Annotated in this window: 16 protein-coding genes; 10 read left to right on the top strand and 6 right to left on the bottom strand. The window is 59.0% G+C overall.

The genetic code is table 11. The annotated features are described in order from the left end of the window. Window positions 1-13: 13 nt before the first annotated feature. The 8 genes from mutL (at window position 14) to C7436_RS06690 (ending at window position 9,515) form a co-directional block, all read left to right on the top strand. Complete coding sequence (mutL, locus tag C7436_RS06725) at window positions 14-1,903, top strand: DNA mismatch repair endonuclease MutL (RefSeq protein ID WP_014422152.1); 1,890 nt, start codon at window positions 14-16, stop codon at window positions 1,901-1,903. A gap of 57 nt (window positions 1,904-1,960) precedes the next feature. Then, the gene (gene miaA / locus C7436_RS06720) at window positions 1,961-2,950 is read left to right on the top strand and encodes a tRNA (adenosine(37)-N6)-dimethylallyltransferase MiaA (RefSeq protein ID WP_220150698.1); all 990 of its coding nucleotides are present in this window, start codon (window positions 1,961-1,963) and stop codon (window positions 2,948-2,950) included. Between the two features lie 37 nt (window positions 2,951-2,987). Then, a complete protein-coding gene (gene hfq, locus C7436_RS06715; RefSeq protein ID WP_011786214.1) occupies window positions 2,988-3,239 on the top strand; it encodes an RNA chaperone Hfq in 252 nt (83 codons plus the stop codon). A 94-nt stretch (window positions 3,240-3,333) separates the two neighbouring features. Next, window positions 3,334-4,632, top strand: a complete 1,299-nt coding sequence (gene hflX / locus C7436_RS06710) for a ribosome rescue GTPase HflX (protein ID WP_014422149.1) — start codon at window positions 3,334-3,336, stop codon at window positions 4,630-4,632. A gap of 78 nt (window positions 4,633-4,710) precedes the next feature. After that, the gene (gene hflK, locus C7436_RS06705; RefSeq protein ID WP_022991411.1) at window positions 4,711-5,895 is read left to right on the top strand and encodes an FtsH protease activity modulator HflK; all 1,185 of its coding nucleotides are present in this window, start codon (window positions 4,711-4,713) and stop codon (window positions 5,893-5,895) included. A gap of 3 nt (window positions 5,896-5,898) precedes the next feature. Next, window positions 5,899-6,774 (top strand): protease modulator HflC, encoded by an 876-nt coding sequence (gene hflC, locus C7436_RS06700; protein ID WP_011786211.1) that lies wholly within the window; start codon window positions 5,899-5,901, stop codon window positions 6,772-6,774. Between the two features lie 191 nt (window positions 6,775-6,965). Further along, complete coding sequence (locus tag C7436_RS06695; RefSeq protein ID WP_011786210.1) at window positions 6,966-8,147, top strand: ATP phosphoribosyltransferase regulatory subunit; 1,182 nt, start codon at window positions 6,966-6,968, stop codon at window positions 8,145-8,147. A 72-nt stretch (window positions 8,148-8,219) separates the two neighbouring features. Further along, window positions 8,220-9,515, top strand: coding sequence for an adenylosuccinate synthase (locus tag C7436_RS06690; protein WP_121207141.1), 1,296 nt, complete (start codon window positions 8,220-8,222; stop codon window positions 9,513-9,515). 76 nt (window positions 9,516-9,591) lie between these two features. On the opposite strand, the gene cmoB is transcribed toward C7436_RS06690, so the two are convergent. Genes cmoB through C7436_RS06665 form a run of 5 tightly spaced genes read right to left on the bottom strand, consistent with a single transcriptional unit; the run spans window position 9,592 to window position 13,200 of the window. After that, entirely contained in the window at window positions 9,592-10,584 is a 993-nt protein-coding gene (cmoB, locus tag C7436_RS06685; protein ID WP_114434174.1) for a tRNA 5-methoxyuridine(34)/uridine 5-oxyacetic acid(34) synthase CmoB, read from the bottom strand. Between the two features lie 22 nt (window positions 10,585-10,606). Then, on the bottom strand, window positions 10,607-11,359 hold the full coding sequence (gene cmoA / locus C7436_RS06680) for a carboxy-S-adenosyl-L-methionine synthase CmoA (RefSeq protein ID WP_114434175.1): 753 nt from the start codon (window positions 11,357-11,359) through the stop codon (window positions 10,607-10,609). Further along, the gene (locus C7436_RS06675; protein ID WP_114434176.1) at window positions 11,352-11,732 is read right to left on the bottom strand and encodes a kinase; all 381 of its coding nucleotides are present in this window, start codon (window positions 11,730-11,732) and stop codon (window positions 11,352-11,354) included. The genes cmoA and C7436_RS06675 overlap by 8 nt, the downstream gene beginning before the upstream one ends. Before the next feature lie 20 nt (window positions 11,733-11,752). Next, entirely contained in the window at window positions 11,753-12,772 is a 1,020-nt protein-coding gene (locus C7436_RS06670; protein ID WP_114434177.1) for a serine/threonine protein kinase, read from the bottom strand. Window positions 12,773-12,777: 5 nt separating this feature from the next. After that, on the bottom strand, window positions 12,778-13,200 hold the full coding sequence (locus C7436_RS06665; protein ID WP_114434178.1) for a hypothetical protein: 423 nt from the start codon (window positions 13,198-13,200) through the stop codon (window positions 12,778-12,780). Between the two features lie 123 nt (window positions 13,201-13,323). Between C7436_RS06665 and C7436_RS06660 the strand changes: the two genes are divergently transcribed. Next, window positions 13,324-14,436, top strand: a complete 1,113-nt coding sequence (locus tag C7436_RS06660; protein ID WP_114434179.1) for an NAD(P)/FAD-dependent oxidoreductase — start codon at window positions 13,324-13,326, stop codon at window positions 14,434-14,436. Here C7436_RS06660 and C7436_RS06655 read toward each other — a convergent pair whose 3' ends face one another. After that, window positions 14,437-15,165, bottom strand: coding sequence for a ComF family protein (locus C7436_RS06655; protein WP_114434180.1), 729 nt, complete (start codon window positions 15,163-15,165; stop codon window positions 14,437-14,439). Window positions 15,166-15,216: 51 nt separating this feature from the next. Between C7436_RS06655 and bioB the strand changes: the two genes are divergently transcribed. Beyond that, entirely contained in the window at window positions 15,217-16,275 is a 1,059-nt protein-coding gene (bioB, locus tag C7436_RS06650; RefSeq protein WP_121207140.1) for a biotin synthase BioB, read from the top strand. Window positions 16,276-16,279 lie beyond the last annotated feature (4 nt).

The following is a 16,279-nucleotide window of genomic DNA, read 5'->3' as shown; positions in this document are numbered from 1 at the left end:
GTAGTCCCCGGATATGCCCCACATCCAGTTACTGTCCCCCCGGCTTGCCAACCAGATTGCTGCCGGGGAGGTGGTAGAACGTCCTGCTTCTGTTGTTAAAGAGCTGGTTGAAAATGCCCTGGATGCCGGGGCCTCGCGCGTCGATGTGGAGATCGAGCAGGGTGGGGCAAAACTTATCCGGGTGCGTGACGACGGCTCCGGTATTGAAGAGGCGGACCTGCCTCTGGCCCTGAGCCGGCATGCCACCAGCAAAATCCTGACTCTGGATGATCTTGAGGCCGTGGCCTCTCTGGGATTCCGGGGTGAGGCATTGGCCAGTATCAGCTCCGTGTCACGCCTGACCCTCACCTCCCGTACCGAGTTGCAGGAAGCGGCGGCCCGTGTTGAGGTGGAAGGTCGCGACATGGATGCTCGCATCTCACCGGCGGCCCATCCCGTGGGTACCACCGTTGAAGTGAGGGATCTGTTCTTCAATACTCCTGCCCGCCGCAAATTCCTGCGCACGGAAAAAACCGAATTCAACCACGTTGAAGAGTGTGTTCGCCGTCAGGCTCTGAGTCGATTCGATACCGGTTTTACCCTGCGTCATAACCAGAGAGTGGTGCAAAGCCTGCGCCCTGCTGAGACGGATCTGGACAAGGAGCGTCGGATTGGTTCGCTGTGTGGCCAGCAGTTTATCGACAATGCGGTGGTTATTGATGCCGAGGCCACCGGGTTGCGCCTTTGGGGTTGGGTGGCGCTGCCGACCTTTTCCCGCAGTCAGGCAGATCTGCAGTACTTTTTTGTGAATGGCCGGGTGATCCGGGACAAACTGGTCGCCCATGCAGTTCGCCAGGCCTACCGGGACGTTCTGTACAACAACCGTCACCCTGCATTTGTGCTGTACCTGGAGGTAGATCCGGCTACGGTGGATGTCAACGTTCACCCAACCAAGCATGAGGTTCGGTTCCGCGACGGCCGGCTGGTTCACGATTTTATTTTCCGGACTCTGCATCGAGCCCTGGCGGATGTACGCCCGGACGATCATCTCCGTGGGGCGGCGGCCCAATCCTTTGGTCGTGAGTCTGCGGTTGTTGAACCCGAGCATTCGGCTGGCGGTTTCAGTGCCCCGGGTACATCGGGACCCTGGCCCACACAGTCGCGCACTGAGGCTTATCCGTCGTCGCCCGGGCAGTCACCCCAGCAGGAGTGGCGGGCCAGTGATCAGATGGCGTTTTACCAGTCGTTGAATGAGGGTGGCGGTGTTTCAACACCCGTTGCCCGGGCAGAAATGCCAGCGGCGTCAGCTTCGGTTACGCCGCCCAGGGATGATGCGGAAGAGCCGCCACTGGGTTATGCGATTGCCCAGCTGCACGGAATCTACATTCTGGCCCAGAGCCGTGCCGGCCTGATCGTGGTGGATATGCATGCCGCCCATGAGCGTATTACTTATGAGCGCATGAAGCGGGCACTGGTCGAACAGGATCTTAAGAGCCAGCCTTTGCTGGTGCCCCTGTCACTGGCTGTGAGCCAGAAAGAGGCGGCGCTTGCGGAGAGCCATGGAGAAGAGCTGCAGCACCTTGGTCTGCAGATTGAGCGTATCGGGCCAGAGACGTTGGCAGTGCGGCAGATCCCGGCATTGCTCCGAGGGGCAGACACTGAGCAGCTGGTGCGCGATGTGCTGGCAGATCTGATTGAGCACGGCCAGAGTGATCGCGTTGAAGCGGTCACCCATGAATTGCTCGGCACCATGGCCTGCCATGGGTCGGTGCGGGCAAACCGGCAGCTCACGATTCCAGAAATGAATTCGTTGCTTCGCGATATGGAAGCAACGGAGCGCAGCGGACAGTGCAACCATGGCCGTCCCACCTGGACCCTGGTCACCCTGTCTGAACTGGACAAGCTGTTTCTGCGGGGGCGCTAAGCGGTGATTCCCGATAACCGCTCCCAGCAGGGTTCATTGCCGCCAACGATCTTTCTGATGGGGCCGACTGCGTCGGGCAAGACCGATCTTGCCATTGAGCTCTGCCGTACGTTGCCCTGTGAAATCATCAGTGTGGATTCCGCGATGGTTTATCGTGGCATGGACATTGGCACTGCCAAACCTTCGCCTGAAGAACTCGCCCTGGCACCACATCGATTGATCGATATCTGTGATCCGGCGGAGACCTATTCCGCGGCGGATTTTCGCCGCGATGCGTTGGCGGCCATGAGCGATATATCTGGCCGTGGCCGGATCCCGTTGCTGGTGGGTGGCACCATGATGTACTTCAAGGCGTTGCTGCATGGCATGTCGAATCTGCCTTCGGCAAATCAGGCGCTGCGGGCAGAAATTGAGCGGGAAGCCGAACGCGATGGCTGGGGCGCCCTTCATGAGGAGTTGGCAGAAAAAGATCCCGAGGCTGCGCGCCTGATCCATCCCAACAATCGCCAGCGACTGATGCGGGCCATTGAGGTGATCCGGCTTACAGATAAGCCGATCTCCTCGTTCTGGCAGTCAGAATCGGGAACTTCCGGGCAACATCCGCAGTCTGGTATTGAGGATTACACGTATTTTACCAGCTGGCAGGCAGACGAAAGCGCTGGCCTGCCGTATACTGTTTTTCAGTTTGCCCTGGCGCCTGCCGAGCGCTCTGTGCTGCATTCGCGGATACAGAAACGGTTTCTGGCAATGCTGGAAGCAGGCTTCCTTGATGAAGTCCGTGCCTTGATGGCGCGGGGTGATCTCAGCCCCGATCTTCCCTCGATGCGTTGCGTGGGTTATCGACAGGCCTGGGATTACCTGTCAGGCAACGAGGATTACGACAGCTTTGTTGCCAAGGGCGTTGCCGCCACCCGTCAGTTGGCGAAACGGCAGCTTACCTGGTTGCGAAAATGGCGAGATGTGCACTGGCTGGACTCCGCCGACCCGCAAGTGGTGCTGGATACCTTGAAAAAATCCGGGCTTCACACCACATTTAACGTTGAATAATGACGATCTGCATTTACTTATAAACAGGAGAAAACACATGTCAAAAGGGCACTCTTTACAAGACCCTTACCTCAATGCCTTGCGCAAGGAACGCATTCCGGTTTCCATCTTTCTGGTCAATGGTATCAAGCTTCAGGGCCAGATTGAGTCTTTTGACCAGTTCGTGATTCTTCTCAAGAACACGGTGAGCCAGATGGTTTACAAGCACGCTATTTCCACTGTGGTTCCTGCTCGTAACGTCCGGCTACCGCAGCAGAACCCGGCAGGTGAAGGTGAGTCTGAAGACTGATAACGCCTGCTTTTCCCGCTTTCACACCCGCGCTCCAGGACAGCCTATGTGCTTGAATGGTCGCGGGTGTTTGTGTTTATGGAGTTGATGAAACTTGTTTGAGCGTCCAGATGTCGGAGAACGGGCGGTTCTCGTTCACATTGATTTTACCGCCCACGACGATACCGAAGATCCGGGAGAGTTCCGGGAACTGGTGACATCCGCCGGCGTAGAGCCGGTTGCTACGGTAACCGGCACCCGGAAGCAGCCCAGCCCGCGTTTTTTTGTGGGAGAGGGCAAGCTTGAGGAAATCCGGGATGCCGTGGCCGCTTCCGAGGCCGATGTGGTGCTGTTCAATCATGCCCTGAGCCCGAGCCAGGAACGTAACATTGAGCGCGAGCTCAAGTGCCGGGTGCTTGATCGCACGGGCGTGATCTTGGATATCTTTGCGCAGCGGGCCCGGACCCACGAGGGCAAGCTGCAGGTGGAACTGGCGCAGCTGGAGCATATGTCTACCCGGCTGGTGCGGGGCTGGACTCACCTGGAGCGCCAGAAAGGGGGTATCGGCTTGCGGGGGCCGGGTGAAACCCAGCTCGAAACCGACCGCCGGCTGCTGCGCGAACGCATCAAATCCATTCACCGGCGCCTGGAAAAAGTCCGCAAGCAACGGGATCAGGGCCGTCGCGCACGCAAGCGTGCCGACATACCCACGTTGTCGCTGGTGGGTTACACCAACGCGGGCAAGTCCACGCTGTTCAACCGAATTACCACTTCCAGCGTATATGCAGCAGACCAGTTGTTCGCGACCCTGGATCCGACCCTGCGCCGTCTGGAACTTCCCGACATCGGGCCGGTCGTAATGGCCGACACCGTGGGCTTCATCCGGCATTTGCCGCACAAGCTGGTGGAGGCCTTCCGGGCGACGCTGGAAGAAACCACGCAGGCCACGTTGCTGTTGCATGTGATCGACTGTCACGACAGCCGCCGGGATGAAAACATCGAGCAGGTGGAAAATGTGCTGGCCGAAATCGGAGCCGATGAGATTCCGATGCTACAGGTGTTCAACAAGATTGACCTGCTTGATGGTTTTGAGCCCCGCATTGATCGCAACGAAGAAGGATTGCCGGTGCGAGCCTGGGTGTCGGCCGTAAGCGGTGAAGGCCTGCCGCTGCTGTTTGACGCCATCGTCGAGCGTCTGGCAGAGGATGTCGTGCACCACTTTGTGCGTCTGGGTCCGGCCGATGGCAAGCTCAGAGCGCTGCTGCACGAGGCGGGTTCGGTTCTGAGCGAAGAGCATTGCGATAACGGCGATCAGGTACTGGAAGTCCGGCTGCAGAACCGGGACTGGCTGCAGCTTTTGAGCCGTGCCGGTGTGCGTGAAGACGTGATCCGGTTGGAAAGCCGGCCGGTCTGAACGGCCCCTGCTATTGCCGGGGCCTTGATAAATCCCTAGTATTTGCAGCCATTCGATTAAACACGAACGGAGAGAACTATGGCCTGGAATGAACCGGGTGGAAACCGTAACGACAACGATCCCTGGGGAACCGGTGGTGGTCGTCGCGGCAATGATCAGGGGCCGCCAGACCTCGACGAAGCGCTGAAAAAAGGGCTCGACAAGCTCAATCGCATGCTTGGCGGCAAAGGCGGTAATTCTGGAGGTGGCAGCAGCTCCGGTGGCAGCGCAGGTGGTTTTGGTGCCATTCTGGCCATTGCGGCCATCCTGGTCGCGGGCTATGTCATCTACCAGTCGTTCTATACGGTTGACGAACAGGAGCGGGCGGTGGTGCTGCGCTTCGGTGAATACAACCGTACCGAGGAGCCGGGTCTCCGCTTCAAGGTGCCCTTGATTGACACCGTCAACAAGGTTCGCGTTACCAGCATCCGTACTGCCGAGTCCTCCGGCCAGATGCTGACCCAGGATGAAAACCTGGTGACCGTGGATCTTCAGGTCCAGTATCGCGTGGGTGATGCCCGGGCGTACGTGCTGAATGTACGGGATTCCAACCAGGCCCTGGCTTTTGCCACCGATAGTGCCCTGCGTCATGAGGTCGGTAGTTCTTCACTGGACGACGTACTGACTGAAGGTCGGGCGGAACTCGCCGTGCGGGTTGAGCAGCGCCTGCAAAGCTTCCTGAGAGATTACGGAACCGGCCTCGAGATTGTCCGGGTCAACGTCGAGAGCACCCAGCCTCCAGCGCCGGTACAGGACGCGTTCCGTGAGGTTCAGCGTGCTCGCGAGGATGAGCAGCGTCTGAAGGAAGAAGCGGAAACCTACCGCAACAAGATTGTTCCCGAGGCCCGAGGTCAGGCACAGCGCATGATTGAGGAAGCCAACGCGTACAAGCAGGAAGTAATCGAGCGGGCACGCGGTGAAACTGCACGCTTTAACCAGCTGCTGGCCGTGTATGAGCAGGCCCCGGTCGTTACCCGTGAGCGCATGTATATCCAGGCACTGGAGCAGGTGCTGGGTAACAGCAGCAAAATCCTTGTCGATACCGAGAGCAGCGGCAACATGATGTATCTGCCCCTGGATCGTCTGACGCAGGGTTCGCTTTCGTCATCTGGCAGCCGGATGTCCGGCAGCAGTGGCCAACAGGTGGATATCCAGACCCTGACCGATCAGGTGTTGCAGGAGCTGCGCACCCGCCAGGACACCAATACCCGGAGGAGCAGATAAGTTATGGGACCTAAAGGTGTAGTGGGCCTTGCAGGCGCCCTTATTGTTGTCCTGCTCGTGCTGTCCAGTGTTTACATCATTCCTGAGACCCATCGGGGCGTGAAACTTCGCTTCGGGGAGCTGGTTGAAACCAATATTCAGGCTGGCCTGCATTTCAAAGTGCCGGTTATTGACCAGATCAGGGAGTTTGATATCCGGGTGCTGACGATGGATCTGCCTTCCCGCCAGTACCTGACGGTTGAGAAGAAGCCGCTGGATGTGGATTCCTATGTTGCCTGGAAGATCCTTAACGTGGATCAGTTCTATCGCGCCACGGGTGGCGATGAGTTCCGTGCGCAGACCCTGATCCTGTCTCGCGTGGACAACGGTCTCCGGGATGAATTCGGTATCCGTACCATGCATGAGGTGGTGTCCGGTCAGCGGGACGAGCTGATGCACACGCTACGTGATCGGGTCAACGAGACCTCCATCAAGGAGTTTGGTATCGAAGTCCTGGATATTCGGGTGAAAGCCATCGAGTTCCCCGGACAGGTGAGCGAGAACGTCTATCGGCGGATGGCCACGGAGCGCCAGAAGCTGGCCCAGGAATTCCGTTCCCGGGGGCAGGAGCTGGCCGAGGGTATCCGTGCTGATGCCGACCGTCAGCAAACGGTGATCCTGGCCAACGCCTTTGCAGAAGCCGAAACCACACGCGGTGAAGGTGACGGGGAAGCGGCCGCCATTTACGCTCAGGCCTACGGTGCCAACGAGGAGTTCTACAGCTTCTACCGCAGCCTGCAGGCGTACCAGAATACCTTCTCCAGCAAGGACGACATCATGGTGATTGATTCCGACAGTGACTTTATGAAGTTCCTGAAGAGTCCTGCCGGCGCTAACTGAGCCGGCTGACACCAGCCAAGCCGGAATCTGCGGGGAATTTTTACTGAACCCCTGGATTCCGGTTTTTTTGTGCCTGCCAACCGTGTAAAATTCTGGCGGTTTTGTGTCGGGTTTTCTGAGCCCGAGCGCCTAAATCCTGAGTTACCCCCTGGTCCTATGGCCAGCGTGGGAGAAACGGACAACAGAATCTCATGACTGTATCTGATCGCTGGTTACTGCCTGACGGGGTAGAGGACATTCTGCCGCCGCTGGCCGGGCGGATCGAGTCCCTGCGCCGGGATGTTATGGATACCTGCCAGCGCTGGGGCTACCAGCTGGTTATTCCTCCGCTGATTGAATATCTCGAATCCCTCTTTACCGGTACAGGCCACGACCTGGAACTGCAGACGTTCAAACTGACCGATCAGCTGACCGGTCGGATGATGGGTGTTCGCGCCGATATGACGCCCCAGGCTGCCCGCATAGACGCCCATACCCTGGGCCAGGACGGCATTACCCGGCTCTGCTATGCCGGACATGTGCTGCATACCCGACCTCGCCACATGCTGACCGGACGGACACCGATACAGGCCGGTTGTGAGCTGTTTGGCAGTGGCTCCGAAGCTGCCGATATGGAAGTGATCAGTCTGATGCTGGAAACCCTGCGCGTGGCCGGTTTGCCCAGACTGCATCTGGACCTGGCTCACGTTTCGATTTATGAAAGCCTGGTTTCTGACGCCGGATTTGATCGTGATACCGAAGCGGCGGTGTTTGATGCCATGGCACGCAAGTCCGTACCCGAGCTGGATCGCCTGCTGGGTGAGTGTGTGCCGGGCTCTGCCGGTTTCAGGTTGCGCCAGTTGGCCAGGGTCAGCGGTGGGGTAGAATCCCTGGCCGATGCCCGGGAAATTCTCAGTGGCGCCTCCGGTGCTATTGATGCGGCGCTGGATCAACTTGCCCGAGTGGCGGACATGTTGAACCGCGATTTTCCGGAAGTCAGCCTGGGCTTCGACTTTTGTGAATTGCGCGGATACAACTATCACACCGGTTTGGTCTTTGCGGCCTATGTGCCGGGCCATGGCGATGCTGTGGCGAAAGGTGGCCGATATGACGCTATTGGCAGTGACTTTGGTCGCGCGCGGCCTGCCACCGGGTTCAGTCTGGATATCCGTGCACTGGTGTCGCTGGGCGAACGCCCGTTCCGTAAAGCCGGAGCCATATGGGCGCCAGCGGACAACGATGCCAGGCTGGAAGGCGTGATTTCCGGCTTGAGAATGACTGAAACGGTGATCCGGGCATTGCCGGATGATCGTGAGACGGATCCTTCGGAGCGGGGGTGTGACCGTCAACTGGTGAATCGTGATGGCCAATGGGTGGTAGAAACCATCGCCTGAGCCGTTTTGTTTAATTTCCGGGGTAAATCTTCAGGGCGTGTGCTTCTGGCCCGTCTGAATTGAGAGAGAATCATGGGTAAAAACGTAGTTGTGCTGGGCACCCAGTGGGGTGATGAAGGCAAGGGCAAGATTGTTGACCTTCTGACAGACAAGGTGGCTGCCGTTGTCCGCTTTCAGGGCGGGCATAATGCCGGTCACACACTGGTGATCGAAGGTAAGAAGACGGCTCTGCACCTGATTCCGTCCGGCATACTGCGGCAGGATGTCCAGTGCCTCATCGGTAACGGTGTGGTGCTCTCGCCGGAAGCCCTGCTGAAAGAAGTGCGGGAGCTGGAGGCTAACGGTGTTGCCGTTCGTGACCGCCTGAAAATCAGCCTGGCGTGCCCGATTATCCTGCGCACCCACGTGCGTATTGATCAGGCCCGCGAACGTGCCCGTGGCAATGACAAGATTGGTACCACCGGCCGGGGAATTGGCCCTGCGTATGAGGATAAGGTTTCCCGCCGGGGTGTTCGGTTGGGTGACCTGTGCAACCCCGCCGATTTCGAGATCAAGCTGCGGGAAATCATGTCGTACCACAACTTCGTTCTCACCGAGTACTTCAAGGAAGAGGCCGAGGATATCGATGCGGCCCTGGAAGAGCTCAAGCAGATGGGCGAGGAAATCCTGCCCATGGCCGCAGACGTAACCGATATTTTGCACGACTACCGCAAGCGCGGAGAGCACATCCTGTTCGAAGGCGCTCAGGGCTCGTTGCTGGATATCGACCTGGGTACCTATCCGTACGTGACGTCCTCCAATACCACCGCTGGCGGCACCGCTACAGGCTCCGGTTTTGGTCCGCTGTATCTGGACTATGTGCTGGGTATCACCAAGGCCTACACGACCCGGGTAGGTTCCGGCCCGTTCCCGACCGAACTGTTTGACGACATGGGCAAGCACCTCGCCGTCAAGGGCAACGAAGTGGGCACCACCACAGGTCGTTCCCGCCGTTGTGGCTGGTTTGATGCGGTCGCTCTGCGCCATGCTATCCAGATCAACAGTGTGTCCGGTATCTGCCTGACTAAGCTGGACGTTCTGGACGGTCTGGAAACGGTGAAGGTGTGTATTGGCTACAAGACTCCGAACGGCGAAATCACCCGTCCCCCCATCGGCTGCGACAGCTACAGTGATATCGAGCCGGTGTATGAGGAGCTGCCGGGCTGGAGCGAGAGCACGGTTGGCCTGACCAGCGTGGATCAGCTGCCGGAGAATGCCAAGGCCTATATCCGCTTCCTGGAAGAGCAGATCGAGGCGCCGATTGATATTATTTCCACCGGTCCGGATCGTGTGGAAACCATTACTCTGCGGCATCCGTTCGGAGAGTAAGTTCAGAAGCTAATAAAAACCGCCTGTGGTGGATGCCCCAGGCGGTTTTTTTGTGCCGGTTTTCCGGTGCAGGGGGTCAGGGCTTTTCCGCGATCAGTGTCGCCCGCTTGGGGCCCGGGTAGCCCTCAATGGTTTTCGAGGGATTGTCTGGGTCCAGAAAGTCCGCCAGCGAATTGAAACGCATCCAGTCGGTCTGGCGCTGCTCATCGGTGGTGGTCTCACTGACGTCTACCACCCGGGCGTTGCGGAACCCGGTTCTGTCCAGCCACCGGAGCAGGGTCGGGCAGCTCGGCAAGAACCAGACGTTGCGCATCTGGCCGTAACGGTCTTCGGGCATCAGGCTGTAGCCCTCCGGGCCGTCTACAACCAGGGTTTCCAGCACCAGTTCGCCGCCGCGACGCAGCGTGCCCTTGAGTTCCAGCAGATGATCCAGCGGTGAACGACGATGATACAGCACGCCCATGGAGAAGGTGGTGTCAAAGCATTCCATGTCGGCCGGGAGGTCTTCCATGCGCACCGGGAGCAGATCGACCGGAGCCTGGCCCAGATACCCTTTGACCGCCAGGAACTGGAACATGAACAACAGCCCCGGGTCGATGCCGATCACCTGCCTGGCCCCCGCTCCAGCCATGCGCCAGCAATGGTAGCCGGAGCCGCAGCCCACATCCAGAATGGTACGCCCCGCCAGATCCGCCAGATGCGGTGCTACCCGGTCCCATTTCCAGTCTGAGCGCCATTCGGTGTCAATGTAGGTGCCGAAGAAATCGAACGGGCCCTTACGCCAGGGCATCAGTCCCCGTAATCCGTTCTCAAGGCGGGTCATGGCGTCTGGATCCAGGCCGCCGGGGCTGGTCAACGTGATTGCAGACTGATTCAGGTCGACCCTGGCATCGGCAACGTCTGGCAAGGACTGCAGTGCGTTGTGCCAGCGTGCCATATCGCCGTGGGGGTTGTCCTCAAACCGTCGAGTGAGTTGTTCTTTCAGGGCTGTGGTCCACCGGGTGTTACCGGTTTCGTTCAGGTAGGAAAGAACGGGATCAAAGTGCTTGTGCCAGTCAAACAGTGCCATGGTATGTCTTTCGGTGGATAAGTCAGGAGTTCTTGATGGCCAGCATCGAGACAAAGTTGAAGCACTGGTACCACACCAGTACCTGGTCAAAGCCGGCGCGCTGCAATCGATCCCGGTGGTCTGCCAGGGTTTCCGGGATCAGTACTTTCTCGATGGCGGCACGCTTCTGGCTGATTTCCAGGTCCGAATAGCCGTTGGCCCGCTTGAACTCGTGATGAAGGCGGGTCTGGATGGCCTGTTCCGCGTCGGATTCAAATCGGATCTTCTCGGACAGAACCAGCACGCCGCCGGGCAGGGTGGCGTCGCCGATACGGGTCAGCAGGGCCAACCGCTGCTCGGGCGGCACGAACTGCAGCGTGAAGTTCAGGGTGGTGACTGAGGCATTGCTCAGTTCGGTGCTCAGGATGTCCTCGCAGAGTAGTGTTACCGGCAGGTCGTGGTCATCCAGGGCGACATAATGCTCGCAGCGCTCAATCATGGCCTCGGAGTTATCCACGCCCACCAGGGTGCAGTCCGGGTAGGGGATGCCATGGCGCATGGCAAGCGTGGACGCGCCGAGCGAGCAGCCCAGGTCGTAACAATGTGAGCCCGGCTGAACGTACTGTTCCGTGATCACCTCAATCATCGGGATGATGGTGGTGTAGCCGGGGACAGAGCGGCGGATCATGTCCGGAAACACCCGGGCGACGGACGCGTCAAAGCGAAAATCCTCGGGATTGCGCTCAGTGGCAAATAACCGGTCGGTCAGTTGCTCCGGGGGCGTACGATTACTCATCGCCCGCTCCGGCCTCGCGCTCATCGGGGCGAGGTGTCGCCAGATCCTTGTCGGTAGGGGACGGCCGTGCGCAGCGAACCCCCCGGTTCTTGTAATCGACCAGGATGCCCCGGAAGGATGGGTCGACGTCAGCGGCAATGGCCAGGTAACCGTTTTCACAAACGGCATGCAGCTCCGAGGATTTTCGGGACATACGGAAGGTTTCGCCGGGTTTGACGTGGATGGCGGTAAATTCACCCACCGGAGCGTGGTCCTTGTTGTCGGAGTGATCAATCCGGCCAGACGCTTCCAGCACCAGTACCGTGCCGACGATGGCAGCAACTCCGGTCACAATCAGGCTCTTGGCTGTGAAACGCTGTTCGTTATCGCTCATGGGTACCTCGTGTCGGAAAATCAGAATTGGCCCGGCAGGCTGATGGCCGGTTCCTGTAACGCGGCCAGCTGTTCCCGTAAAGACAGGATCTGGTCTGACCAGAAACGCGGCTGTGAAAACCAGGGGAAGAATCTCGGAAACGCCGGATCTTCCCAGCGCCTTGCCAGCCAGGCGCAGTGGGTGATCTGCCGGTAGCATCGCAAGGGTTCAATCAGGTGGCGTTCGCGACGATTGAAATCCCGGAACATTTCATAGCCTTCAAGCAATTCGCCAAGCTGGGCGCCCCGTTCACTGGCGTCTCCGTTCAGAAGCAGCCACATGTCCTGAACCGCCGGACCCGTGCGGCAGTCGTCCAGATCCACAAACAGCATGGTTTCATCCCGGCACAGTATGTTGCCGGCGTGACAATCACCGTGAATACGTAAGGTGTCTACCGGGCCGGCTTCGGCTATCCGTTCGCGGCAGTTGGCGATCAGGTCCGGAATCAGGGAGTTCCAGGCCGGTTTGAGATCATCGGGAATCCAGTTACCTTCCACCAGCACCTGGTTGTTCTGTTCCAGCCCCGCCAACAGATCAAACCCGGGCCTGTGCTCAAAGGGTTTAAGGGCACCAATGTTGTGAATCTGCCCCAGCCACTGGCCAAGTCGATACAGGGTGTCGGTCACACTGGTATCCGGGGCCTGGCCGCCGCGCTGCGGAAATACCGCGAATCTGAAATCCCCATACTGGCCGAGGGAATGCCCGCCCGGCAGCACCAAAGGGGCAACCACTGGAACTCCGGCCTCCTGCAGTGACAGGGTGAATTCGTGTTCTTCCAGAATCGCCGAATCCGGCCAGCGGTCTGGACGGTAGAATTTGGCAATTACCGGTGGCTGGTCTTCAATGCCGACCTGATAGACGCGGTTCTCATAGCTGTTCAGGGCAAAGAGCCGGCCGTTGACCTCGAATCCCTCCGCCTCAATGGCATCCAGAATGACTTCCGGGGTGAGGGCATCGTAGGGATGCGAGGACGGGGTGATCGCCGGAGGTTCAGTCTGCATAGGGCTCAGAATGTGGTGTCGTATCGGGTTTTCATGGATTGCAGATGGTACCAGTTTTCGTCCAGCTCCCAGCGAATGCGGTTGACCCGCCCGGTGGCCAGGACAAGATCCCCGGCTCTGGCCTGAACCTGAGCAAGCTCCCGTTCAGCTTTCTGCCATTCACGATGGGTATCCGCCAGATGGCGCATGCCCGGGAACACGGCGGTCAGGGCCTTCTGGGTCGATACCGAGTGGGATCGAAGAGAACTGATGACGGCAGTATCTCCCTCTACCCGCAATACCCGGTGCTGGTACGGGTAACTGGCGACGGTTCTGTCTTCTTTCAGTTGCGCGTTCAGGTGGGTCACTTCAAAGCCGCGCCAGCCAATCCAGCCGACAAAAAGCGCGGCAACCACCATAACGGTAATAAACTGTTTTCGATCAGACATCGCCAGGCTCCCTGCGTTCGTTCTGTCTTGGGGCAAGTATAACGGTTCTTGGCGGGCAGGTAATGCAACCGGCGTTGATCTGCGGTAATTTCCCGACCAGAGAACCGGGTAGAGGAAAGCAGAGTGGCCCAGGAGCAGTTCAGTATACAGACCGTGGTGATCGGTGCCGGCGTGGTCGGGCTTGCCATTGCGCGGGCGCTGGCCCGTTCCGGGCGGGAGGTGCTGGTGCTGGAAGCCGGTGCCGCCATTGGTGAAGGCATATCCTCTCGCAACAGCGAAGTCATTCATGCCGGAATCTATTACCCGGAGCGCTCCCTCAAAGCCCGGCTGTGCGTGGAAGGCCGACAACAGCTCTATGAATACTGCGCCAGCCACAAAGTGGCGCACCGAAAATGCGGCAAGTGGATCATCGCCAGTGATGCCGCGCAGGCCGAACGTCTTGTTGGCATTCAGGCGCAGGCGGGCCGAAACGGTGTGTCCCTGGCGTTATATGAGGGCGCCGCGATGGCGTGCCAATTGCCCTCAATCCGGGCCACTGCCGGGCTCTGGTCTTCGGAAACCGGGATTGTGGACAGCCATGGCCTGATGCTGGCGCTGCAGGGTGAACTGGAAGACGCCGGTGGCCAGATTGCGTTCAACAGCCCGGTGGTGTCTGCCGAATCCGGTCCTGAGGGGCATGTTCTTAAGGTGGGTGAAGCCGGAGATCTGTTACTGAAGGCTCGGGAGGTGATTAACGCCGCTGGACTTGGTGCCCCGGCACTTGCGGGGCTGTGGTCGGGGTTGCCAGAGCGTGCGCGGCCGAAAAAATGGTTGGCCCGTGGTGTTTATTTCAGCTTCAGTGGCCGCCATCCATTCAATACGCTGATCTATCCCATACCCGAACCCGGTGGACTCGGCATTCATCTGACTCTCGATCTGGCTGGCCAGGCCAGGTTTGGGCCGGATGTGGAATGGATAGACGAGGAAAGCTATCGGGTCGATCCGCAGCGTGTTCGTGGATTTGCCGACAGTATCCGGCGCTGGTGGCCGTCCCTGGACGAGGCCCGTCTGCAGCCGGCTTATGCGGGCATTCGCCCTAAACTGGCGGGCCCGGATGGCGGCTTTGCGGATTTCCGCATCGATGGCCCTGAGGACCATGGTGTTGGTGGCCTGGTCAATCTGTTCGGGATTGAGTCGCCCGGACTCACCTCCTGTCTGGCCATCGCCGGACACGTGCTGACAAAACTGGACAATTGATCAGCCGGGTGTGCGCGCCAGTGCCCAGACCTGGATGTCCCTGGCTCCCGCTCTGGTCAGCACCGATGCCAGCTCGCGAACGGTGGCTCCGGTGGTGACCACATCATCGACAATGGCGACATTTGCCGGCACCGGTCCGGTAACCTCAAACAGCCCCTGAAGATTGGCCAGTCGGCTTGTCCGGTTCAGTTTCCGTTGTGCGTGAACTCGTCGCGTTCGTCGCACCAGACGGGCGTTGACAGGCAGGTCCAGCCGCCTTCCCACCGCCTCGGCAATATCCTGGGCCTGATTGAAGCCCCGTTGCCAGCGCCGGGTCCAGTGCATGGGGGCGGGGATCAGAACCTGCGGCCGGCCCTCGGTTGCCAGATGATGCTCAATGTAGTCGGTAAAACCCGCCAGTAATGGTCGCGCGAATTTGTGCTGGCCGTGGTATTTGTAGCGGCCGATCATGCCATCAACCGGGAACTGGTAACGCCAGGGGATCAGCGAACGGCTATAGCACGGTGGTGAGGCCTGGCATTCGCCACAACGTCCATCCGGGGTTGGAAAGGGCAAGGGCAGCGCGCAGGTCTGGCAGCACCAGCGGTTGGCGGGCAGGTCGTTCCGGCAGTCCTGGCAAAGGCCATCCTGGGCAGCGCCTGCGAGGCAGGTGACGCAGCGTCCGGCGCGTCTTGAGTTGTTAACCTTAACCTTTGTCAAGGTTGACAGCGAGATCAGTCCGTTTATCATCGCGGTTTATCCGTAAACCAAAAATCCCGGAAAGGTTAACAGGACTCTCACATGACTGCCACCGCTACCCGCCACGACTGGACGCTTCAGGAAGCTCGCGAGCTTTTCAATCTTCCGTTCAATGATCTTCTGTTTCGCGCCCAGAGCATCCACCGGGAGCACTTTGACCCGAATGAGGTTCAGGTGAGCACGCTGCTCTCGATCAAGACCGGTGCCTGCCCTGAAGACTGCAAGTATTGCCCGCAGAGTGGTCATTACAACACCGGGCTTGAAAAGGAGAAGCTGCTGGAAATCGAGAAGGTGGTGGCTGAGGCCCGCGTTGCCAGAGAAAAAGGGGCATCCCGGTTCTGCATGGGTGCCGCCTGGCGTAGCCCGTCAAAGAAAGACATGCCCTACGTTCTGGATATGGTCCGCCAGGTGAAATCCCTGGGCCTGGAAACCTGTATGACACTGGGCATGCTCAAAGAAGAGGAAGCCCGGGAGCTGGCAGATGCCGGCCTGGATTACTACAACCACAACCTGGATACCTCCGAGAAATACTATAACCACATCATCACGACCCGTACCTACCAGGACCGTCTTGATACGCTCGATAACGTGCGCAAGGCCGGCATGAAGGTCTGTTGCGGCGGCATCATGGGTATGGGTGAAGATGAGGATGACCGCGTTGGTCTTCTGGTTCAGCTGGCCAACCTACCCCAGCACCCCGAGAGTGTACCGGTAAATATGCTGGTGAAGGTGAAGGGCACGCCGCTGGAAGATGTGGAAGATCTGGACCCATTTGATTTCATTCGCATTATCGCCGTCGCCCGAATCATGATGCCGGCTTCCCATGTACGCTTGTCCGCGGGCCGTGAGCAGATGAATGAGCAGATGCAGGCACTCTGTTTCATGGCGGGAGCCAACTCCATTTTCTACGGTGAGAAACTGCTGACCACCTCGAACCCGGAGGCGGATGCGGACATGCAGTTGTTCCGCAAGCTGGGCATCCGGCCGGAGCAGCGGGAGCAGTGCGTTACCGAGGAGCAGGAGGAAGAGGCCATTGCCGAGGCGGTGGAATATGAGGCCACACGGCACATGTTTTACGACGCGACCCGGGAGTCTGCGTGATTCC

The organism is Marinobacter nauticus (assembly GCF_003634635.1).
GTDB classification, from domain to species: domain Bacteria; phylum Pseudomonadota; class Gammaproteobacteria; order Pseudomonadales; family Oleiphilaceae; genus Marinobacter; species Marinobacter nauticus.
The sequence above is the reverse complement of the archived record's forward strand: the minus strand, read 5'-3'. Positions and strand labels throughout refer to the sequence as shown.